This is a genomic window from Micromonospora sp. NPDC048909 (assembly GCF_040649635.1).
GTDB lineage: Bacteria > Actinomycetota > Actinomycetes > Mycobacteriales > Micromonosporaceae > Micromonospora.
Genome location: NZ_JBEZFU010000002.1, coordinates 253,107 through 273,916 on the forward strand (window position 1 = coordinate 253,107; position 20,810 = coordinate 273,916).

Genomic DNA, 20,810 nt, shown 5'->3' on the forward strand with positions numbered 1-20,810 from the left:
CAACGAGGGGAGGCGCCCCGGCGACGCTGCCGCCCCCGCGACCCGCTCAGACGCCGCGGCGGGGCAGCGGCAGGTGGCCGGGGAACAGGTCGGAGGTGAGCGTGACCCCGGTGGCCCGCAGGGCCTCGATAAGCGTGTTCTGCACCAGGTACGAGTCGGGCAGCTGCCAGCGGGCCTGCTCCGGCGCGACGGCCCAGCGGACGGTGCCCTCGGGCAGCCGGGTGGGCGGGGCCGGTATCCACGAGCCGGGGCCGTGCCGCACCACGTGGAAGCAGTGCTCCAGCTCCGGCCGGAGCGGGTCGCCCGGGCGGACCAGGAACATCCACCGCCCGGTCGGGGTCACCAGCACCGGACCGCGTACGCCGGTGCCGGCCGGGTGGGTCTGCACCGCGTCCAGCACCCGTCGGCCGAGGTGGGCGGGGACCTCCAGCACGTCGAACGCCCGCCCGGTGGGCAACAGCACCCCGTGTGGCCGGTCGCGCCACCAGGTCGCCACCCGGGCCGGGTCGGCGCTGGCGGCGTGCTCCCAGTTCTCCAGGGCGGGATGGCAGCCGACCGTCGGGCAGCCGGCGCGGCCGCAGACGAAGCGGCTTCGGGCCAGACATGCGCCCGGGGTCACCTCCCAGCCGTGCGCGGCGTACCGCACCGCGACCCGGCGCAGCCGGACCCGTTCCAGTGGCGACAACTCCGCGACCCGTGGGCCGACATTCCCCCACATCTGTGCCATCTCCCCTCGTCGGGCCCCGCGGGCACCACGTCCTACGTCGAGCACCGTCACTGCCGTAACCCGCGATCGTTGAGTTGACGAACGGCTCATGCAACTTGCACGAAAAGTACGAGGACTGGCTGTACGGCTGACGCACTGGCTGTGCGACCAGCGAAAACCTGAGACGACGCACCGCGCGCCGCGACCGCGAGGGGTGGCCGGCCATCGGCCGGTATCTCAGTCAGGGGGAGGGACCAGGAGATGGACGAGCTACCCATAGGCCGTCGGGTCGCCTACTGGCGGGGCCGGCGCAAGATGTCGCAGCAGGTCTTCGCGGACCGGTTGGGCAAGTCGAAGAGCTGGGTGGACAAGGTCGAGCGCGGGGTGCGCCGGCTGGACAAGTTCTCCGTCCTCTACGAGATCGCCGACATCCTCCAGGTCGACGTGCAACTGCTGCTCGGCAAGGACCCGGAGCGGCGCACCGACGCGCTGAACTGCATCGACCAGGTCGAGGTCGAGGAGATCCGGGCGGCCCTGGAGCGGTACGACTCGATGAGCGCGTACTTCGACGCCGCGCCCTACCCGCCGCCGCTGGCCGACATGCGCAAGGCCGTCAACCACGCCTGGCTCACCTACCAGTACGGCCGCTACGGGATGCTCACCCGGGCCCTGCCGAAGCTGCTGCGCGACGCCCAGGCGGCCGACGCCGGCCTCGGCGGCGACGACGGCCGCGAGGCCGCCCACCTGCTCGGGCAGGTGTACCAGATCGCCTCCTCGGTGCTGCGCAAGCTGGGTGAGTTCGAGCTGGCCTGGCTGGCCGCCGACCGGTCGATGGCGGTCGCCCAGCGGGCCGACGACCCGCTGCTCGCCGGCATCGCCACCACCCGGGTCTGCAACGCCCTGGTCGCCATGGGCCGGGCCCGCCCCGCGCTGGAGCTCAACGTCACCATCGCCAACCGGCTCGCCCCCGGCGGCGGCAACGACGCCTCCCCGGCCCGGCTCTCCGTCTACGGCATGCTGCTGCTCCAGGGCGCCATGGCCGCCTCGCGGATCGGCGACACGGCCACCGTCGACGACCTGATCAGTGGCGCCCAGGAGGCGGCCACCCTGCTGGGCAGCGACCAGAACCACTACTGGACCTCGTTCGGGCCCACCAACCTTGAGCTGCACCGGGCCGCGGCGGCCGTCGAGTTGGGCGACGGTGGTCGGGCTGTGGAGGTGCACCAGCTCCGGATCCAGGAGCCGGCGTTCAACGCGCTGCTGCCCGAGCGGCGCACGCACCACCTGCTCGACATCGCTCGCGGCTACGCCCAGGTGGGCGATGTGGCCAACGCGGGCGAGATGCTGCTGCGCGGCGACCGGCTCGCCCCGTCCGAGATCCGGTGCCGGCCGATCGCGCACGAGGTGATGTCCGACATCCTTCGTCGCACACGTGGTGCGCCGCCTTCTCCGATTGCGGAGTTGGCTGAGCACATGGGAGTAGGGGTATGAGCGCGGAGCCGGCCTGATGTCCGGCCCGCAGTCCAGCAACGGGCGCCGCGAGGTGCTCTACGTCATCGCCTGCGGTTCGCCGCTGGCCCGTCACGTCGGCCGCCTCGTCGACCTGGCCCAGCAGGACAACTGGGACGTGTGCGTGATCACCACACCGGACGGCGCGAAGTTCGTCGACCAGCCCGCGCTGGCCCGGCAGACCGGTCACCCGGTCCGGACGCACTACAAGCAACCCGGCGACCCGGACCTGCTGCCGCCGGCGGACGCGATGATCGTCTGCCCGGCCACGGTCAACACGGTCAACAAGTGGGCGGCCGGGATCACCGACACCCTCGCCCTCGGGCTGCTGGTGGAGGGGCAGGGCCTGGGCCTGCCGATCGTGGCGGTGCCGTTCACCAACGCCGCCATGGCCGCCCACCCGGCCTTCCGGTCCGGCCTCGCCCGACTCGACGAGTGGGGGATCACGGTGCTCTTCGGTGACCACATTTTCCCGCTGCACGCGCCCGGCACCGGGGAGCGGCGGATGCACGCCTTCCCCTGGGACGTCGGCCTCACCGCGCTGCGGGCCCGCCTCTGCCCGCTGGTCTGAGCCGGCGCCCCGGCCCTCGCCCCGCCCGGGCGGGGGCCGTCGAGGCCGATCGGCCCGCTCCGGCGGGGGAGGCCGCCCGGCACCGCCCGCGCCGGTAAGCTGGCCCGCCGTGAGCACAACCGGATCCGGGCCGACGGTGACCGACGTGGTGGCCGAGCTGGAACGGCGCTACCCGCCGGTCTGGGCCGAGGAGTGGGACCGGGTCGGTCTGGTGCTCGGTGAGCCGTCCGCCCCGGTACGCCGGATTCTCTGCGTGGTGGACGTGGTGCCGGAGACGGTGGCCGAGGCGCTCGCCGCCGGGGCCGACCTGATCGTCGCCCACCACCCGCTGCTGCTGCGCGGGGTCTCCTCGGTCGCGCCGACCACGTACAAGGGTCGGATCGTGCACCAGCTGATCCGCGCCGGCGTGGCGCTCTACGTCGCGCACACCAATGCCGACACGGCCGCCCCGGGCGTCTCCGACGCCCTCGCGGCCCGGTTCGGGCTGACCGGGCTGCGGCCGCTGCACCCGGCGGCGCCCGGCTCGCCCGCCCACGGGCCGGGCCGGGGGATCGGCCGGATCGGCGAGCTGCCCCGGCCGATGACCCTCGCCGAGCTGACCCGGCACGCCGCCGCCGTGCTCCCCGCCACGTCCTGGGGCGTTCGCGCCGCAGGCGACCCGGGGCGTATGGTGCGTACCCTTGCGGTCAGCGGCGGCTCGGGAGATGCCTTCCTCGCCGACGCGTCCGCCGCCGGGGTGGACGCGTACCTCACCGCCGACCTGCGGCACCACCCGGCTGGCGAGCACCTCGCCGCCGAAGGCCCCGCCCTGCTCGACGCCGCCCACTGGGCGACCGAACGACCCTGGCTGGACGACCTGGCCGCGCTCCTGCGGGAGACGCCGGGCGTCGAGACGCTGGTGTCCGACCTGGACACCGACCCGTGGACCGTACACGCCTCCGCACCCGCTGTGGACGACAAGGAGCCCCGACCGTGAAGGCTGACCCCCAGGTCCAGCGCCGCCTGCTCGACCTCCAGGCGATCGACACCACCCTCGCCCAGCTCGCCCACCGCCGTCGGGCGCTGCCGGAGCGGGCCGAGCTGGAGGGCCTCGCCCGGGAGCTGTCCGGGCTGGAGGACGAGCGGGTGCGTGCCCAGGTGGCGGTCGACGACCTGGACCGGGACATCGCCCGGCTGGAAAAGGATGTCGACCAGGTCCGGGCCCGCAAGGAGAAGGACCAGGCCCGGCTCGCCGCCGGCACCGGCCCGGCCCGCGAGCTGGAGGCGTTGCAGCACGAGCTGGCGTCGCTGAACCGCCGCCAGAGCGACCTGGAAGACGCCGAGCTGGAACTGATGGAGCAGCGGGAGACCGCGCAGGGGGTGCTCGACGGCGTGGAGCAGCGGCTGGCCGAGGCCCGGGAGAAGCGGGCGGCCACCGAGCAGCGCCGGGACGAGAGCCTGGCCGAGATCGCCAAGGAGGAGGAGTTCAAGCGCTCCGCGCGCCAGCCGCTCGCCGCCGACCTCCCGGCCGACCTGGTCACCCTCTACGACCGGATCCGCGAGGAGAGCGGGCTCGGCGCTGCGCTGCTCACCGCCGGCCGGTGCGGCGGCTGTCGGCTCGAGCTCTCCGGCGCCGACCTGGCCCGCATCCGCAAGGCGGCACCGGACGAGGTGGTCCGCTGCGAGGAGTGCCGGCGGATCATGGTCCGTACCAACGAGTCGGGGCTGTAACCGGCGATGGCGGCACGGGTGGTGCAGATCGAGGCGGACGGAGGCTCCCGGGGCAACCCCGGCCCGGCCGGCTACGGCGCCGTCGTCCGTGACCCGGAGACCGGCGAGGTGCTCGCCGAGCGGTCCGAGTCGATCGGGGTGGCCACCAACAACGTGGCCGAGTACCGGGGTCTGATCGCCGGGCTGGAGGCCGCCGCCGAGCTGGACGCCACCGAGGTCGACGTCCGGATGGACTCCAAGCTGGTGGTCGAGCAGATGTGCGGCCGCTGGCAGATCAAGCACCCCGGGCTGCGCCCGCTCGCCGCGCAGGCGGCCGGGTTGGTCGCCCGCTTCGCCGCCGTCCGGTTCAGTTGGATCCCCCGCGAGCGCAACCGGCACGCCGACGCGCTGGCCAACGCCGCGATGGACGCCGCGGCCGCCGGCGCGTCCGCCCCGCCGGCGATCGAGAAGCCGCGGATCGTCGAGCCGCCCCGGGAGGTCGCCGCCCCCGACTCGGCGGCCCGGGCCCGGGCCCGCGAGGTCGCCGCCGGTGCCGCCACCGCGCGGGCCACCGGCAGCGACGCGACCGCGGCGCCCGCCTCGTGGGAGCCACGGCCCAGCCTGACCGGGACCCGGCTGGTGCTGGTCCGGCACGGCGAGACCGAGTACACCGAGCAGGGCCGCTACTCCGGTCGCGGCGACATCGCGCTCTCCGCCCGGGGGCGGGCCCAGATCCGCGCCACCGCCGCCCGGGTCGCCGCGCTGGCGCCGGGCACCGTGGCCGTGGTCAGCTCGCCGCTGACCCGGTGCGTGGCGACCGCCGAGGCGATCGCGGCCGCCCTCGGCGACCGGCCGGTCCGCCGGGACGACGACCTCATCGAGTGCGACTTCGGCGCCTGGGAGGGGCGGACCTTCGCCGAGGTACGGCAGGGGTGGCCGGGGGAGCTGGACGCCTGGCTCGCGTCGACGAGGATCGCGCCACCGCAGGGGGAGTCGTTCACCCAGGTCGCCGAGCGGGCCAGCCGGGCCGTCGCCCGGCTCTGCGCGGCGTACCCCCGGGAGACCGTCGTGGTGGTCTCGCACGTTTCGCCGATCAAGCTGATGCTGCGCGACGCGCTCGCGGCCGGCGACTCCTTCCTGCACCGGCTCTACCTCGACGCCGCCGGCATCTCGGTGCTGGACATGTGGCCGGACGGCGGGGTGGCGGTCCGCTCGGTGAACGAGACCGGCCACCTCGACGGGATCGACTGACTCCCATCCACCGGGAGAGCTGCCGCGCCACGATGGACGATGCGGGAAGCGGTTGACAGCCCCGCCGGCGACCTTGAAGATCAGTTTCGTGCGAAGCGTTCACCTGACGAAGCGAGGTCACATCGACCTCCTGCGCGTCGCCAGCGCCGCCTGTCGACGCTCCATCTGACGCCGGGCCTCTCCCTTCCTCGCACGCTGCTGGCGTAAACCCGATCCGCTGGTCTCCGGCCCCGCGGTGCGTCCGCCTGCGCGCACTCCTCCTTCCGACAGGAGATGTGTCCTTGTTGGTCCGTAGACTCCTTCCCCGGCTCGCCGCGACCACGGTGACCGCGGCGGTGCTCGGCACGGCGGCGTTCACCGCGCCGGCCGTCGCCTCGGCGCTGCCGGCGGTGCCGCCGCGCGCCCCCGACCTGTCCGACATCCGGGGCCTCCCGCAGCGCAACGTCCTGCCGGTCTGGCCCGACAACCCGGCCGACGCCTCCATCCCGATCGGGGTCACCCCCTACGACGACATCGCGCCGAAGCTCAACGCCCTCCAGGCCGGCAGCGACCGGGTCTCGGCCCGGGTGGCCGGCCGGTCCGCCGGCGGCCACGACCTGTACGCGGTGACGGTGACCGCGCCGGAGACCCGCGCCGAGGCGCGCCAGCAGGAGCTCTGGAAGCGCCGCATCGAGGAGGAGCCGGCCCGCGCCCAGCGGGACGCGGCGCTGCTCGCCGGCTACAAGACGCCGCTCTTCGTCAACGCCAACATCCACGGCAACGAGTGGGAGGGCACCGACGCGGCGCTACGGGTGATCGAGGACCTGGCCACGGACACCAGCGCCGAGACAGCCAGACTGCTCAAGCGCAACCGGCTGGTCTTCAACATCACCTCGAACCCGGACGGCCGGGTGGCCGGCACCCGCGCCAACGCCGCCGGCTACGACCTGAACCGCGACCTCACCATCGTGTCGCAGCCGGAGACCAACCTGATCCGCGAGCTGATCATCGACACCAAGCCGATCATCACCCTCGACCTGCACGGTTACGTCAGCCCGACGCTGCTGCACCCCAGCACCCCGCCGCACAACGTCAACAACGAGTACGACCTCTACATCAAGCACGGGCTGCCGAACGCGCTGGCGATCGAGGCGGGCCTGCGCGACCTCGGGTACGCCGAGACCCAGCAGGCCCGCATCCCGTTCCGGGACGACGAGCCCGGGGTCTGGGACGACTTCCCGCCGATCTACGTGCCGTCGTTCGCCATGCTGCAGAGCAGCATCCCGTACACCATCGAGGCGCCGCTCAACCCGCGCGGCAGCACGCTCACCCCGGCCGAGCGGGTGCGCCGCTCGGGCATCAACACCGACGTGCACGAGGTGGCGATCCGGACGTCGCTGCGCTACATCCAGGAGCACCGGGCCGAGGTGCTGCACGATCAGGCCGAGGTCTACCGACGCGGTTGGGCCGGGGAGCCGCTGCGCGACCTGCCCGACGGTTACGTGCCCGGCTGGGGTCCGGAGGACGACTACCGCACCACCTTCCCGCGGGCGTACGTCATCCCGAACGGCGCCGGCCAGCGGTCGGAGCCGGCCGCCGCCCGCCTCGTCGACCTGCTGATCGGCAGCGGGGGCCGGGTGTGGCGGGCGAAGAAGGCGTTCACCGCGAACGGCCGGAGCTACCCGGCGGGCTCCTACGTGGTGGACCTGCACCAGCCCAAGCGGGGTCTGGTCAACTCGCTGTTGGAACCGGGCGCCGACATCACCGAGCGGGTCGACGACCTGTACGCCGGCCCTGCCGCCTGGAGCCAGGGGCTGACCTGGGGCGCCACCGTGGACACCCTCTGGGACAGGCTGCCGAAGGTGCCGTTGGAGCGCACGTACGACGGGCGGGCCGAGGGCGACGTCCCCGGCGGCAGGGGTGACCTGCGCCTCGACCTCCGGGACGCCGCCGACCTGCTGGCGGTGAACTCGCTGCTGGGGCGGGGCGTCGCGGTCCACCGGCTCGCCGACGGATCGGTGGTCGTGCCCGGCACGCCGGCCAACCGCGCGCTGGCCCGCGCCGAGGTCCGCGCCCACGGGGTGAGGTTCGAGCGGGCGCCGGCCGGCTGGCGCGGTACCCGACTCGACCAGGTGGTGGTCGGCTATCTCGGCACGGTGGAGGAGCGGGACACCCTGGCCGACCTCGGCTTCGCGGCCCGCGCGCTGACCGCCGCCACGCTCAGCACGACCCTGACCGACGACGTCGACGTGCTCCTCGTCGCCAACTCGGTCAACCTGGCCGACCTGTCCCCGGAGAACCGGGCGGCCCTCGACGCCTTCCTCGCCCGCGGCGGCGGCGTGGTCGGTCTGGGTACGGCCGGAGCGGGCTTCAGCAACGCCGCCGGGCTGCTGACGGTGACCGCCACCGCCGGACCGAGCCTGGCCAGTGGCGTGGCCAACGTCGTCAACCGGGGCGGCCCGGTGAGTACGAGCGCTGCGCCGCACTCGTTCATCAGCCAGCCGGTCTGGTTCACCGACCTGAGCCCGGGCGTCACGGTCGAGCAGTCCTACGCTGCGGACCCGCTGCTCTCCGGCTGGTGGGTGACCGACGGTCCCGGCGGTCAGAGCGCGGCGGCCAGCCAGGCCAGCATCGTCCGGGGGACCGCCGCCGGCGGCAACCCGGTGGTGCTGTTCGGCACCGACCCGACGTTCCGCCTGCACCCCAAGGGCCTCCAGTCGCAGCTCGGCCGCGCCCTGCTCTGGACCGCCCGGCGCTGACCGGACGGCTATGAGCCGGTGACGGGCCCGGGTGCGGACGGCACCCGGGCCCGTCGCCGTCTGCGGCGTCGGCCTCCCGCGCGGTCCGGCTGCCGACGCCCTGCAACAGGCGGCTGACCGGCGGGGCAGCGGTGCCGGCGAGCCGGCCGGGGCCGCCGTTCGGCGCAGCCCGCCGGCCGTTCGGCGCAGCGCCGTCCGCCGGCCGAGCGTGACGGCAGTCACAGGGTCGTAGCCTCCGGCCGTTACAACGCGAGTTACGACTTCCCGGAGGTGTGTCAGATGGCTGCACCCGAACCGGAGGCGCCACCCAAGGCGTCGTCCAGGGCGAAGGACCACAGCCCCTGGAACTGGTTGCTCTTCATCCCGATCGTGGTGCCGCTGGTTCCGGCGTTCTTCAACGCGGACTCGCCCCGCCTGTTCGGCTTTCCGCGGTTCTACTGGCTCCAGCTGGCCTTCATCATCCTCGGCGTGACCACCACGACCGTCGTGTACCAGCTGACGAAGAAGCGGGGTGACCGCTGATGTGGCGCGACCACCTCACCGAGATCATCGTCTTTTCGCTGCTCTTCCTGCTGGTCAGCGCGATGGGCTTCGTGGCCGCCCGGTGGCGGGCGCCGAAGGACATGGCGCACCTGGACGAGTGGGGTCTGGGCGGACGCAGCTTCGGCGGCTGGATCACCTGGTTCCTGGTCGGTGGTGACCTCTACACCGCGTACACCTTCGTGGCGGTGCCGGCGCTGATGTTCGGCGCGGGCGCGGCCGGCTTCTTCGCCGTGCCGTACACCATCGTGATCTACCCGCTGGTCTTCCTGGTGCTGGTCCGGCTCTGGTCGGTCTCGCACCGGCACGGCTTCGTCACCCCGGCCGACTTCGTCCGGAAGCGGTTCGACTCGCCGGTGCTGGCGCTGCTGATCGCGATCACCGGCATCGTCGCCACGATGCCCTACATCGCGCTGCAACTGGTCGGCATCGAGGCGGTGCTCAAGACCATGGGGGTGACCGGCGAGAGCAGTGTCGCCCGGCACCTGCCGATCATCATCGCGTTCGCGATCCTGGCGGCGTACACCTACCAGTCCGGGCTGCGCGCGCCGGCGCTCATCGCGTTCGTCAAGGACTCACTGATCTACATCGTGATCCTGGTGGCGGTCTTCTACCTGCCGTACAAGCTGGGCGGCTGGGGCGACATCTTCGCCGCGGCGGACGCCAAGTTCGACGCGTCGCCGAACCCGAACGACGGCGTCCTGCTCAACGCGAACAACCAGCTCCAGTACGTCACGTTGGCGTTCGGCTCGGCGCTGGCGCTCTTCCTCTACCCGCACAGCCTCACCGGTGTGCTGGCCAGCAAGAACCGCGACGTGATCAAGCGGAACATGTCCGCGTTGCCGGCGTACAGCCTGCTGCTCGGCCTGATCGCGCTGCTCGGCTTCATGGCCATCGCCGCCGGGGTGACGCCGCTGCCCGGGTCGAAGGAGGGCACGGTCGACAGCAACACGGTGGTGCCGGTCCTGTTCGACCAGCAGTTCCCGGACTGGTTCGCCGGTGTCGCCTACGCGGCCATCGGCATCGGGGCGCTGGTGCCCGCGGCGATCATGTCGATCGCGGCGGCGAACCTGTTCACCCGCAACATCTACAAGGAGTACCTGAAGCGGGACGCCAGCCCGGCGCAGGAGGCGAACGTCTCGAAGATCACCTCGCTGGTGGTCAAGATCGGTGCGGTGGCCTGCATCGTCTTCCTCGACCCGCAGTTCTCCATCGACCTCCAGCTGATCGGCGGCGTGATCATCCTCCAGACGCTGCCGGCGGTGGCGCTGGGCCTCTACACCCGCTGGTTCCACCGTGGCGCGCTCATCGCGGGCTGGGCGGCCGGCATGGGCCTCGGCATGTGGATGCTCTACCAGATCTCCAGCCCGACCCGGCAGCACTTCGGCGGCTCGGCGTTCCCGCTGGAGAAGTTCGGCTTCGACACTCCGAAGACGATCTACGTCGGGATCGTGGCGGTGCTGGTCAACCTGGCGGTCGCGGCGCTGGTCACGCTGGTGCTGCGGGCCGGCAAGGTGGGCGACGGCGTCGACGGCACCGAGCCGGACGACTACTTCGCCGACGAGGGCGACCCGCGGGTCACGGTGGGCGACCGCCGCGACGCCGACGCCGCCCCCGAGCCGGTGGCCTGAGCGGAACGCACCGACGGCCCCCGGGTTGATGGCCCGGGGGCCGTCGGCTGTCCGGTGCGCCGGACCGCGCCGGTCGGGCCGGCCGCGGTCACGGTGATCCGGGTGGTCGTCCGACCGTCAGCGTTGGCGGGCGCGGGAACTCAGGGCCCGGTTGAGTCGGTGCAGCAGCGCGGCGAGGGTGTCCCGGTCCTGCGGCGCCCATTCGGCCAGCATGTCGCCGTAGAGCCGGGTGCGGGCGGCCTGCACGGCCGCCATCCGTTGCAGCCCGGTCGGGGTGGGGGAGACCACCATGCCCCGCCCGTCGCGTGGGTCGGGCTCCCGCACGATCAGCCCGTCGCGCTGCATCGCCGAGACCTGCCGGGTCACCGTCGAGCCGTCCAGGTTCAGCCGGGCGGCGAGCGCCGAGACGTTCTGCGGGCCGGCGTCGGCGAGGTGGCGCAGGATCACGTACGCCGCGCGGTCGAGAACCCGGTGCTCGGCGGTGCCGGTGCCCCGCCGGGTGGCCTCGCCGAGTCGCATCAGCATGGCCACCTCGGTCTCGATCCGGCCCAGGGTGGTCTCCGCGGTCTCGTCGGCGTCCGTGGAGGAGTCGTCGCTCATAGCTGTATGATACAAGGTATATACCTGTAACATACAGCTACCTGGGAGTCGGAGTGGATCGGCGTTCCGAACCGAACCGCAGTGCCATCTACGCCACCACGTTGGTGGCCTTCCTCGCCATCGCCGGCATCGCCGTCGTCGACCCGATCCTGCCCGCCATCGGCGAGGCGATCGGGGTGACCGCATGGCAGGTCGAGCTGCTCTTCACCGCGTACATCGCGGTGATGGCGCTCGGCATGATCCCGGCGACCCTCGCCAGTGGCCGGTTCGGCTTCAAACCGGTGCTGATCACCGGGGTCTCCGTCGTCGGCCTGGCCGCCATCCTCGCCTCGTTCAGCGACAACATCGTCCAACTCTCGGTGCTGCGCGGCGTGTGGGGACTCGGCAACGCGATGTTCTTCGCCACCGCCATGGTGGTGCTGGTCAACCTGGCCGTCGACCGGGAGTGGGTTGTCGGGCTCTTCGAAACCGCGCTCGGCCTGGGCTTCGCGGTCGGCCCGCTGATCGGCGGCCTGCTCGGCCACGTGAGCTGGCGGCTGCCGTTCTTCGTCTGCGGCGTGTTCATGGTCCTCGCCCTCGCGGTGGCGTCCCGCAAGCTGCGCGAGCCGGCCAACCGGCAGGCGCCGGTCCGGGTGGGCCAGATCTTCGCCACCTACCGCAGGCCGGCCTTCGTCGCGCTCTGCGTGGTGACCGCGGCGTACAACTTCGTCTTCTTCGTGGTGCTCGGCTACACCCCGCTCTTCCTGCACCTCGACGTGGTGCCGCTGGGGCTGGCGTTCACCGCGTGGGGCCTCGGCCTCGCCGCCGGCATCCTCGTCATCGGGCACCGGCTCGCCCACCGGATCGGCGCGGTGCAGACCGTCGGCGTCGCCATCGCCGGGCTGCTGGTCTGCATGGCTCTCTTCGCCACCTCGACCGGCACCGCCGAGGCGCTGGTCGTGCTCGTCCTCGCCGGGCTCTGCATGGGCCTGGCGAACGCGAACCTCACCGACCTGGCGCTCGGCCTCGGCTCCAGCGACCGGCGGGTGGCCACCGGCGCGTTCAACCTGGTCCGCTGGGGTGCCGCCGCGCCGGCGCCGATCATCTCCGGCAAGCTCGCCGAGCACTCGCTGGCGCTGCCGTTCTGGGTCGGCTTCGGCGTGCTCGCCGTCGGCGTGCTGGTCTACCTCGCCTCCGCGCACCTGATGGCCGCCGGCTACGGCGAGCGGGTGCTCTGGTCGCGGTGGAACCGAGCGGCAGCGGAGGCCGAGCGCGTGCCGGAGGAGCCGGTCGGCGAGGCGTACTGAACCACCGTCCCCCGCCCGTGCCGCCCCGCCGCATTCCGCGACGGGGCGGCACGCCGTCCGGCCCGGGTGCGGCCGCCGTCCGGTCGGGGTCTCCGGCGCTCGGGACGCCGGGCCGTCGCCGGCTCGGCTTCAGCCGAGCGCGCGGGAGAGCAGGTAGAGGCCGATCACCGTGCCGAAGACCACGATCACGGTCTTGAGCACCACCGGGGGCAGCCGACGCACCAGCCGGGCCCCGACGTACCCGCCGAGCAGCGTCGCCGGGGCGACCACCCCGACGGCGGCCCAGTTCACCGGCCCGAAGAGGGCGAAGACCACCAGCGTGGTCAGCCCCACCGTCGCGGAGAGCAGGTTCTTGATCGCGCTCACCCGGGCCAGCGTGGCGTCCAGCACCAGGGCCAGGCCGGCGACCAGCATCACCCCGAGCGCCGCGCCGAAGTAGCCGCCGTACACCGCGCCGAGCCCGACCATGGCCTGCACGGTGACCGTGCGGCGGCGCGGCGACAGATCGCGCGGGTGGCCGACCAGCCGGCGCAGCGGATCCTGGAAGGCCAGCACCGCGGTCGCGCCGAGGACCAGGAACGGTACGACCACCTCGAAGGCGCGGGCCGGGGTGGCGAGCAGCAGCAGCGCCCCGGCGATGGTGCCGAGCACGGTGGTGGGCAGCAGCGTGGCCAACGTACGACCGGGCGGCAGGTCCGCCCGGCTCCCCGCCACGCTGGCCACGTATCCGGGAAAGACGGCGACCGAGTTGCTGACGTTGGCTGGCACCGGTGGCAACCCGACCGCGATCATCGCCGGGAAGGTGATCAGCGACCCGCCGCCGGCCACCGCGTTCATCGTGCCCGCGGCGAGACCGGCGGCGAGCAGCAGCGCGGCGTGGGAGAGATCCATGATCTCCCGAGGCTAGTACCTGGCCGACCCGCCGGCTTCCCGGCGGTGGCGGTCGTCCGGCCGACCCGTTCCGATCTTGTGCCGGCGGGGTGGCAATAGCCGCGCAGCCGGCGTCGTTAGGATGAAGAGCGCGACGGACGAGTCGACCGGGCGGTCGCGTCGGCGGGCTCCGGCCCGCCGCCGAGGAACGTCCGGACTCCACAGGGCAGGGTGGTTGCTAACGGCAACCCGGGGTGACCCGCGGGACAGTGCCACAGAAAACAAACCGCCGCCCCCATCGGGGACGGTAAGGGTGAAACGGTGGGGTAAGAGCCCACCAGCACCCCGGGTGACCGGGGTGGCTCGGTAAACCCCACCCGGAGCAAGGCCAAGAAAGGGTCGTCACCGCAAGATGACGGCCCGCGCGGACGCTTGAGGACGGCCCGTCCGATGTCTGCGGGTAGGCCGCTGGAGCCTGTCGGCAACGGCAGGCCGAGATGGATGGCCGCCGCCGGCGCGAGCCCCTCGGGGCACGCGCCGCGCACAAAATCCGGCGTACAGGTCGACTCGTCCGTCGCCCACCAGGTCAGCCGCCCGTCCACCGGGTGGCTGGCCCTTTCTCTTCTGGTCCGTCTCCCAAGGCCACGCGGGAATATCGCCGCGATGACGGGGTAACGCGTGCCAAGCCACATATGGCGGCGGCGTGCCCGTGTCGAACTGGCACGTAAGTCCGTGCCTTCAACGACGCGCATGGTGCGGCACGGGTCGGGGCGATCTTCTCTGCCCTCCTCATTGCGGGAAATGGCACCTTCCAGCGAACCCGAACGGAGAGGAAGGCACGCATGGCTGTCAAGACCGAAGCAAGACCCGGCACGACGGAGATCCGGCCGTTCACGGTGGAAATCCCCGAATCGGAACTCAAGGCGCTGCGGGCGCGGATCGCGGCCACGCGCTGGCCGGAGAAGGAGACCGTCGCGGATCAGTCGCAGGGTGTGCCGCTCGCGACGAGCCAGGCACTCGCCCGCTACTGGGAGAAAGAGTACGACTGGCGCAAGGTCGAGGCGAGACTGAACGCCCTACCGCAGTTCACCACCAAGATCGACGGTCTGGACATCCATTTCATCCACGTCCGCTCGAAGCATGAGGACGCGCTGCCGCTCATCGTCACACACGGATGGCCCGGCTCGATCATCGAGCAGCTGAAGATTGTCGATCCGCTCACCAATCCCACGGCACATGGCGCGAGCGCGTCGGACGCTTTCCATCTGGTGATTCCGTCGATGCCGGGCTACGGCTTCTCGGGCAAGCCGACCGAGCCGGGCTGGGGCCCCGAGCGCATCGCGAGTGCGTGGACCGAGCTGATGAAGCGCCTGGGATACACGCGATTCGTGGCGCAAGGCGGCGACTGGGGTGCGATCGTCACGGATATGATGGGTGTGCAGGCTCCGCCGGAATTGGTCGGCATCCACGTCAACATGCCCGGTGTCTTCCCACCCGACATCGATGCGCTGTTCCAGTCCGACGTCACCGGAGCGAACAACGCACTCGGCAAGCTGCCATCCAATCTCTCAGCCGAAGAAAAGCGCGCGTCCGAGCAGCTGGACTTCGTCTGGAAGCACGTCGGCTACGGCCTCATGATGGCGTCGCGCCCACAGACGCTGACCGGGCTCGCGGATTCGCCCATCGGTCTCGCGACCTTTCTGCTTGATCATGACGCAGCCAGCCTGGCGCTGATCTCCCGGGTCTTCGCCGGGCAGTCCGAAGGCCTTACCCGAGACGATGTCCTCGACAACATCACGCTCTTCTGGCTGACGAACACGGGGGTCTCCGCGTCGCGTCTGTACGCGGAGAACAAGCTCTCCTTCTTCGCCGTCAAGGGCGTATCCCCATCCATCCCCGTTGCCGTCAGCGTCTTTCCTGACGAGCTCTACCAGGCCCCGAAGAGCTGGGCAGAGCAGGCGTATCCGAACCTCGTCCACTACAACAAGCTCGACAAGGGCGGGCACTTCGCGGCCTGGGAACAGCCGCAACTCCTTTCCGAAGAGATTCGCGCCGGCTTCCGGTCGCTCCGCTAGATGACCGTGTCCGAACGTCCGAGCATGCCCTCGCTCGGCGGGGCGACCGGGTGGCTCAACTCCGAGCCACTCGACCCCGCCGAGTTGCGCGGCCGCGTGGTCCTCGTGAACTTCTGGACGCTGACGTGTATCAACTGGCTGCGCCAGGAGCCGTACGTCCGTGAGTGGTCGCAGGCCTACCGGAGCGACGGATTGGTCGTCATCGGGGTCCACACGCCGGAGTTCTCGTTCGAGCAGGAGATCGACCGGGTGCGACAGGCGGTCACCGCGCGAGGGATCGACTACCCCGTCGCGGTCGACAGCGACTACGAGATCTGGAGCGCCTTCGACAACCACTACTGGCCGGCGCTCTACTTCGTCGACGCGGACGGCGTCATCCGTGACCAGCACTTCGGCGAAGGACGCTACGAGCAGTCGGAGCGCGTCCTGCAGCGGATGCTCGGCGTCGAGCGGGAACTCGTCGGCGCCGAAGGGCTCGGCGTGGAGGCGGAGGCCGACTGGGACCACCTGCGTACGCCAGAGACGTACCTTGGCTACCAACGCGGCGAGCACTTCGCGTCACCGGACGGCGCCGCGTTCGACGAACGTCGCGCCTACGGGCTCCCCGAGAGCCTGCGCCTGAACCAGTGGGCCCTCTCCAGCGAGTGGACGGTCGGGTCCGAGAAGGTCGTGCTCGACCGGGCCGGCGGGAGCATCGCCTACCGGTTCCACGCGCGCGACGCGCATCTCGTGCTGTCTCCCGGAGCGCGAGCGCAGATCCCGTTCCGCGTGCTCCTCGACGGCGAAGCGCCGGGCCCGTCACACGGCGTCGACGTGGACGAAGATGGGAACGGCCTGCTCCGGGAAGGCCGCCTGTACCAACTCGTGCGCGAGCACGACGCGGTCCGCGACCGGACCCTGGAAATCACGTTCCCCGAGTCCGGCGCCGAGGCGTACGTGTTCACGTTCGGATAGACCCCGCGTCTGACCGGGCCCCGCTGTCGCCGGTCGCACTGACCGTCACGGGCGACCGCGAAAACGACCAAATCGGCCACTGGAGACCGAAGACCGTGGGAGACCCAGTCTTCAGCTTCTGGGACTGAACACCACAGACCGGTCCGGGCAACAGGGACAGCTCGTCCAGCCGGAGGTGTCGCCCGGATTCCGAGACGAATCTGTCACGGGCCACGCTCTCGGCCGTGCCGCCGCCTCCTGCTACGGTCGCGATGTGATGGTCGAGGAGCACTGGTGGAATGGGGATGCAACGGCACGAGGGCGTCGTGACGTCTACATCCGTACCGATGGTCAGCGCTGGGAAGTGCAGGCGCAGATCGGTGGCGCACAGGGCCGTTCCGAGGTGCTGGAGTGCCAGAGCCGTAGCTCGGCCAGCATCGTCGCGGGGGCCTGGCGCGGGGGCAGCTCCGGCTGGCGCGAACTGCCCAGCTGAGCACCGCCCCGCCGGGCCCAGGCCGGCGGCAGTGACACGGAACGAGGCGACGGGTCGGTCGGCCCGCCGTCGGCGGTCAGGGCGCGCCGTCTGTCGTGGCATCGAGGCCGTTGAGGTCGAGTTGGCGTAGCCGCTCCGGGTCGGAGAGGACGTCGATGGCGACGATCCGTCCGTCGGCCACGGTGAAACCCATGATGGAGAGCGGCCGGCCGTTCGCGGTGACCACGACGCCGGCTGCGCCGTTGACGAGCGCCGGCCGGACGAACGGCGCCAGCCGGGTGAACATGACCGCCTGCGCGGCGACCTGCCGCGCGCCGTGGATGGTGACGGTCTGCCGGGCGGGTCCGGCGCCGCCGTCGGCCCGGAGCACCACGTCGGGGTGGAGCACGGCGACCAGCGCGTCGAAGTCGCCGTGCCGGGAGGCGGCGAAGAACGCGTCGACGACGTCGCGTTGCCGGGTCAGGTCGGGGTCCGGGACGGGCGCCTGCCCCTGCACCCGGCGACGGGCGCGGCTGGCGAGTTGGCGGGCTGCGGCGGGCGACCGGGCGACCATCGGGGCGATCTCCTCGAACGGCACGGCGAACATGTCGTGCAGCACGAACGCGAGCCGCTCGGCCGGTGTCAGCGTTTCGAGCACCACCAGCAGCGCCAGCCCGACCGAGTCGGCGAGCAGCGCCTCCTGTTCGGGGTCGACCCCGGACTCCGGGCTGACGATCGGGTCCGGCACCCGTACGTCCAGCGGCTCCTCGCGCCGATGTTCCCGGGAACGCAGCACGTTGAGGCAGATCCGGGCGGTCACGGTGGTCAGCCAGGCGCCCAGGTTCACCACGTCGCCGGTCTCCGCGCGGCTGACCCGCAGCCATGCCTCCTGGACGGCGTCGTCGGCCTCGGCGACCGAGCCGAGCATCCGGTAGGCCACCGCCCGCAGCCGGGACCGGTGCTCCTCGAACCGCTCCGTCAGCCAGTCGCTCTCATTCACCGGTCACATCCGTTCGTCGCGGGGGGTCAACTCAGTAGACCCGCGGCTGCGGGCCGATGTGACCGGGAGATCGACTCCCGGAAGGCGGAACGGAGTTCATCATGACCTCACCCGTACTGGTCACCGGCGGCACCGGCACGCTCGGACGCCTCGTCGTGCCACTGCTGACCGAGGCCGGTTGCGAGGTGCGGGTACTCAGCCGGCACCGTCCCGGGACCGGGCGGGCAACCGCCGACGTCGAGTACCTGACCGGTGACCTGCGGGCCGACCAGGGGATCGAGGCTGCGGTGGCCGGGGCGCGGACCGTCGTACACCTGGCTGGTGGCCCGAAGGGCGACGACGACGCGGCCCGCAACCTGGTGCGGGCCGCGTCCCGGGCCGGCGTGCGGCACCTGGTGCACATCTCGGTCATCGGAGCGGACCGGCTCCCGGTGGGCTGGCTGCGTTCGAAGCTGGCCGCGGAGCGGGCGGTGGCCGGCTCCGACGTACCCTGGACGACGCTGCGCGCCGCCCAGTTCCACGACCTGGTCCTGACCGTGGCGGAGAAGATGGCGAAGCTGCCGGTGGTGCCGGTGCCGGGCGGGCTGCGGTTCGAGCCGGTGGACGCCCGGGACGTGGCGTCGCGGCTGGTGGAGCTGACACTGGGCGGGCCGGCCGGGCTGGTGCCCGACCTGGCCGGGCCCCGGGTGTACGGGATGGCCGAGCTGCTCCGCGGCTACCTGGCGGCGCGCGGCAGCCGCCGGCTGATGATGCCGATCCGGCTGCCGGGCCAGGCCGGCCGCGCCTACCGGGCCGGCGAGAACCTGGCCCGTGCGGGGGCCACGGCGGGCAAGCGGACCTGGGAGGAGTTCCTGGCCGAGCGGGTCCGCCCGCGGTAGGCGACCCACGGGCCCGGGCGGGATACGGCCGTCGTCGTGCCCTGCCGGTCGGGACGCGGCTCGATATCCTGCCCCGCATGCATCGAAGCCGCGTGTACGCCCTGCTGATCGACACTCCCCGCGCGGAGGCGGACCAGGCGGTGGCCTTCTGGTCCGCCGCGCTCGGCGCCACCGCCGAGCCGTACGCACCGGAGCCACAGTTCATCAGCCTGCACGGCGCGCTGCCCGGGCTGGTCGCCGCCGTCCAGGTGGTCGACGACGCGCCCCGGTTCCACGTCGACATCGAGACCGACGACGTGGCGGCCGAGACGGCTCGGCTGCTCGCCCTCGGCGCCACCGAGGTCGCGCGATGGCAGGAGTGCCGGATCCTGCGGGCGCCCGGCGGGCACCTGCTCTGCGTGCTGCCGGTGGAGAGCACGCCGGAGGTCTTCGACGCCGGTGCGAAGACCTGGCCGTAGGCCACGCAGGACGCCCCCGGCCGGCGGCCTGGGGGTGGTGCCACCCGACCGCATCGGGCACCGATAGTCGGGTCCGGCCACCCCGGTCCCGCCTAGCGTCGCGGTGGACAAGGGAAGGAGGCCCAGGTGCTGGAGCGACTCAACCAGGCGATGGCGTACCTCGAGGAGCACCTCGACCAGCCGATCCAGGTGGCCGAGCTGGCCCGGATCGCGACGACGTCGGAGTACCACTTCCGCCGGCTCTTCTCCGCGCTGGCGGGCCTGCCGCTGTCGGAGTACGTCCGGCGTCGGCGGCTCACCGTCGCGGCGGCCGCGGTGCTCGCCGGTGAGGAGACGCTGCTCGCCATCGCGGTGCGCTACGGCTACGGCTCCGCCGAGGCGTTCGCCCGGGCGTTCCAGGCCGTGCACGGGGTCGGCCCGGGCGAGGCCCGGCGGACCGGAGCCGCGCTGAGCGCCCAGCCCCGGATGTCCTTCCGCCTCACCGTCGAAGGGAGCAGCAGCATGCGATACCGGATCGTGCAGAAGGACGGGTTCCGGCTGGTGGGCCGCCGCGCCCGGGTGCCGCTGGTGCACGAGGGGATGAACCCGGCCATCGTCGCGTTCATCAAGGGCATCGAGCGGGAGACCGTCGAACGGATGGAGGCGCTCTCCGACCAGGAACCGGCGGGCGTGGTGAACGTCAGCGACAACCTCGCCGGCGACCGCGCCGAGGGCAGCGAGCTGGACTACTGGCACGGCGTGGTCACCGGCGCGGACGTGCCGGGGGACATGGACGCGCTCGAGGTGCCGGCCGGCGCCTGGGCCGTCTTCGAGACCTCCGGCGCGTTCCCGCAGGCGGTGCAGTACCTCTGGCGGGACGTCTTCACCCAGTGGTTCCCGTCCAACCCGTACCGCAGCAGGCCCGGGCCGGAGATCTCCCGGACCCGGCTCTCGGCGGACGGCACCCAGGCGGACGCGGAGCTGTGGATCCCGGTGGAGCGGGTTCCCGCCTGAGCCTGGCGGCGCCGCCGTCACTTCACCAGCTACCTCTCGGCGACGCGGGGACCGGGGCGGGCCTACCGAGGCCCGTCCCGGTCGTCCCAGACCGTGCCGGCGGGCAGATACCAGGCGCGATCCGCGGTGCCGAGCGCGTGCGCGATGACCAGCCGGGCGTGCGCGTCGAGTTCCGGCAGCCGGTCCGGCGGGAACCACTGCACCGCCTCGGACTCGTCGTCGTTGACCCGCGCCGTACCGCCGAGCAGGCGGCACTGGAAGCCGAGGTTCAGGTACTCGCAGCGGTCGCCGTTGGGGTAGGTGTGCGGGTGCGACACGACGCTGGCGAGCCGGACCGGCTCGACGTCCAGCCCGGTCTCCTCCTGCACCTCCCGGACGACGGCGGTGGCCGGCTGCTCGCCCGGCTCGACGAACCCGCTCACCACCGACCAGCGGCCGTCGTCGGACCGCTTGCCGAGCAGCAGTTCACCGGCCTCGTTGCGGACCACGGCGCTGACGCTCGGCAGCCAGAGCAGGTCGTGGCCGACGTGCTTGCGCATCCGCAGGATGTAGTCCGGTACGCCCATCGGCAGACCATAACCGCAACCGCCACCGCGGATCCGTCACGGTC

General features: G+C 72.3%; 21 protein-coding genes and 1 other RNA gene. 17 read left to right on the forward strand and 5 right to left on the reverse strand.

All coding sequences use genetic code 11. The features are described 5' to 3' along the window. Positions 1-46: 46 nt before the first annotated feature. Positions 47-718 (reverse strand): bifunctional DNA primase/polymerase, encoded by a 672-nt coding sequence (locus AB0C04_RS07385; RefSeq protein ID WP_350874226.1) that lies wholly within the window; start codon positions 716-718, stop codon positions 47-49. 249 nt (positions 719-967) lie between these two features. On the opposite strand from AB0C04_RS07385, the gene AB0C04_RS07390 reads away from it, so the two are divergent. The 9 genes from AB0C04_RS07390 (at position 968) to mctP (ending at position 10,635) form a co-directional block, all read left to right on the forward strand. Next, entirely contained in the window at positions 968-2,197 is a 1,230-nt protein-coding gene (locus tag AB0C04_RS07390; RefSeq protein ID WP_357049775.1) for a helix-turn-helix domain-containing protein, read from the forward strand. Positions 2,198-2,213: 16 nt separating this feature from the next. Further along, on the forward strand, positions 2,214-2,786 hold the full coding sequence (locus AB0C04_RS07395; protein ID WP_357049778.1) for a flavoprotein: 573 nt from the start codon (positions 2,214-2,216) through the stop codon (positions 2,784-2,786). Positions 2,787-2,931: 145 nt separating this feature from the next. Next, entirely contained in the window at positions 2,932-3,762 is an 831-nt protein-coding gene (locus AB0C04_RS07400) for a Nif3-like dinuclear metal center hexameric protein (RefSeq protein ID WP_357050752.1), read from the forward strand. Further along, entirely contained in the window at positions 3,759-4,496 is a 738-nt protein-coding gene (locus tag AB0C04_RS07405) for a C4-type zinc ribbon domain-containing protein (RefSeq protein WP_357049781.1), read from the forward strand. The genes AB0C04_RS07400 and AB0C04_RS07405 overlap by 4 nt, the downstream gene beginning before the upstream one ends. 6 nt (positions 4,497-4,502) lie before the next feature. Next, on the forward strand, positions 4,503-5,726 hold the full coding sequence (locus AB0C04_RS07410) for a bifunctional RNase H/acid phosphatase (protein ID WP_357049784.1): 1,224 nt from the start codon (positions 4,503-4,505) through the stop codon (positions 5,724-5,726). 88 nt (positions 5,727-5,814) lie between these two features. Then, positions 5,815-5,895, forward strand: a complete 81-nt coding sequence (locus AB0C04_RS07415) for a putative leader peptide (protein ID WP_350874228.1) — start codon at positions 5,815-5,817, stop codon at positions 5,893-5,895. Between the two features lie 115 nt (positions 5,896-6,010). Beyond that, on the forward strand, positions 6,011-8,464 hold the full coding sequence (locus AB0C04_RS07420) for a M14 family zinc carboxypeptidase (RefSeq protein ID WP_357049788.1): 2,454 nt from the start codon (positions 6,011-6,013) through the stop codon (positions 8,462-8,464). 279 nt (positions 8,465-8,743) lie between these two features. Continuing rightward, positions 8,744-8,986, forward strand: a complete 243-nt coding sequence (locus AB0C04_RS07425; RefSeq protein WP_281572902.1) for a DUF3311 domain-containing protein — start codon at positions 8,744-8,746, stop codon at positions 8,984-8,986. Then, entirely contained in the window at positions 8,986-10,635 is a 1,650-nt protein-coding gene (mctP, locus tag AB0C04_RS07430; RefSeq protein ID WP_357049792.1) for a monocarboxylate uptake permease MctP, read from the forward strand. The genes AB0C04_RS07425 and mctP overlap by 1 nt, the downstream gene beginning before the upstream one ends. A 117-nt stretch (positions 10,636-10,752) precedes the next feature. On the opposite strand, the gene AB0C04_RS07435 is transcribed toward mctP, so the two are convergent. Then, complete coding sequence (locus tag AB0C04_RS07435; protein ID WP_357049795.1) at positions 10,753-11,235, reverse strand: MarR family transcriptional regulator; 483 nt, start codon at positions 11,233-11,235, stop codon at positions 10,753-10,755. 53 nt (positions 11,236-11,288) lie between these two features. On the opposite strand from AB0C04_RS07435, the gene AB0C04_RS07440 reads away from it, so the two are divergent. After that, a complete protein-coding gene (locus tag AB0C04_RS07440) occupies positions 11,289-12,521 on the forward strand; it encodes an MFS transporter (protein ID WP_357049798.1) in 1,233 nt (410 codons plus the stop codon). Positions 12,522-12,650: 129 nt separating this feature from the next. Here AB0C04_RS07440 and AB0C04_RS07445 read toward each other — a convergent pair whose 3' ends face one another. After that, positions 12,651-13,412 (reverse strand): sulfite exporter TauE/SafE family protein, encoded by a 762-nt coding sequence (locus AB0C04_RS07445; protein ID WP_350874180.1) that lies wholly within the window; start codon positions 13,410-13,412, stop codon positions 12,651-12,653. 138 nt (positions 13,413-13,550) lie between these two features. Here AB0C04_RS07445 and rnpB point away from each other — a divergent pair. The 4 genes from rnpB to AB0C04_RS07465 all read left to right on the forward strand — a co-directional run bounded on the left by rnpB (position 13,551) and on the right by AB0C04_RS07465 (position 16,892). After that, an RNA gene (rnpB, locus tag AB0C04_RS07450) (RNase P RNA component class A) lies at positions 13,551-13,965 on the forward strand. Between the two features lie 268 nt (positions 13,966-14,233). Next, positions 14,234-15,466 carry an epoxide hydrolase family protein gene (locus AB0C04_RS07455; protein ID WP_357049801.1) on the forward strand — a complete coding sequence of 411 codons (1,233 nt, stop codon included), beginning with the start codon at positions 14,234-14,236 and terminating at the stop codon, positions 15,464-15,466. 6 nt (positions 15,467-15,472) lie between these two features. Further along, positions 15,473-16,420 carry a redoxin family protein gene (locus tag AB0C04_RS07460; protein ID WP_357049804.1) on the forward strand — a complete coding sequence of 316 codons (948 nt, stop codon included), beginning with the start codon at positions 15,473-15,475 and terminating at the stop codon, positions 16,418-16,420. Positions 16,421-16,676: 256 nt separating this feature from the next. Beyond that, a complete protein-coding gene (locus AB0C04_RS07465; RefSeq protein WP_350874229.1) occupies positions 16,677-16,892 on the forward strand; it encodes a hypothetical protein in 216 nt (71 codons plus the stop codon). 76 nt (positions 16,893-16,968) lie between these two features. On the opposite strand, the gene sigJ is transcribed toward AB0C04_RS07465, so the two are convergent. Continuing rightward, positions 16,969-17,871: an RNA polymerase sigma factor SigJ gene (sigJ, locus tag AB0C04_RS07470; protein WP_357049807.1), complete on the reverse strand. Its 903-nt coding sequence runs from the start codon at positions 17,869-17,871 to the stop codon at positions 16,969-16,971. A gap of 101 nt (positions 17,872-17,972) precedes the next feature. Here sigJ and AB0C04_RS07475 point away from each other — a divergent pair, with 101 nt between their 5' ends. The 3 genes from AB0C04_RS07475 (at position 17,973) to AB0C04_RS07485 (ending at position 20,200) form a co-directional block, all read left to right on the forward strand. Beyond that, positions 17,973-18,749, forward strand: coding sequence for an NAD(P)H-binding protein (locus tag AB0C04_RS07475; protein ID WP_357049810.1), 777 nt, complete (start codon positions 17,973-17,975; stop codon positions 18,747-18,749). Between the two features lie 77 nt (positions 18,750-18,826). Beyond that, positions 18,827-19,207 (forward strand): VOC family protein, encoded by a 381-nt coding sequence (locus tag AB0C04_RS07480; RefSeq protein ID WP_357049813.1) that lies wholly within the window; start codon positions 18,827-18,829, stop codon positions 19,205-19,207. A 126-nt stretch (positions 19,208-19,333) separates the two neighbouring features. Continuing rightward, positions 19,334-20,200, forward strand: a complete 867-nt coding sequence (locus AB0C04_RS07485; protein ID WP_357049816.1) for an AraC family transcriptional regulator — start codon at positions 19,334-19,336, stop codon at positions 20,198-20,200. Positions 20,201-20,262: 62 nt separating this feature from the next. Here AB0C04_RS07485 and AB0C04_RS07490 read toward each other — a convergent pair whose 3' ends face one another. Continuing rightward, positions 20,263-20,766 carry an NUDIX domain-containing protein gene (locus AB0C04_RS07490; RefSeq protein WP_357049819.1) on the reverse strand — a complete coding sequence of 168 codons (504 nt, stop codon included), beginning with the start codon at positions 20,764-20,766 and terminating at the stop codon, positions 20,263-20,265. Positions 20,767-20,810 lie beyond the last annotated feature (44 nt).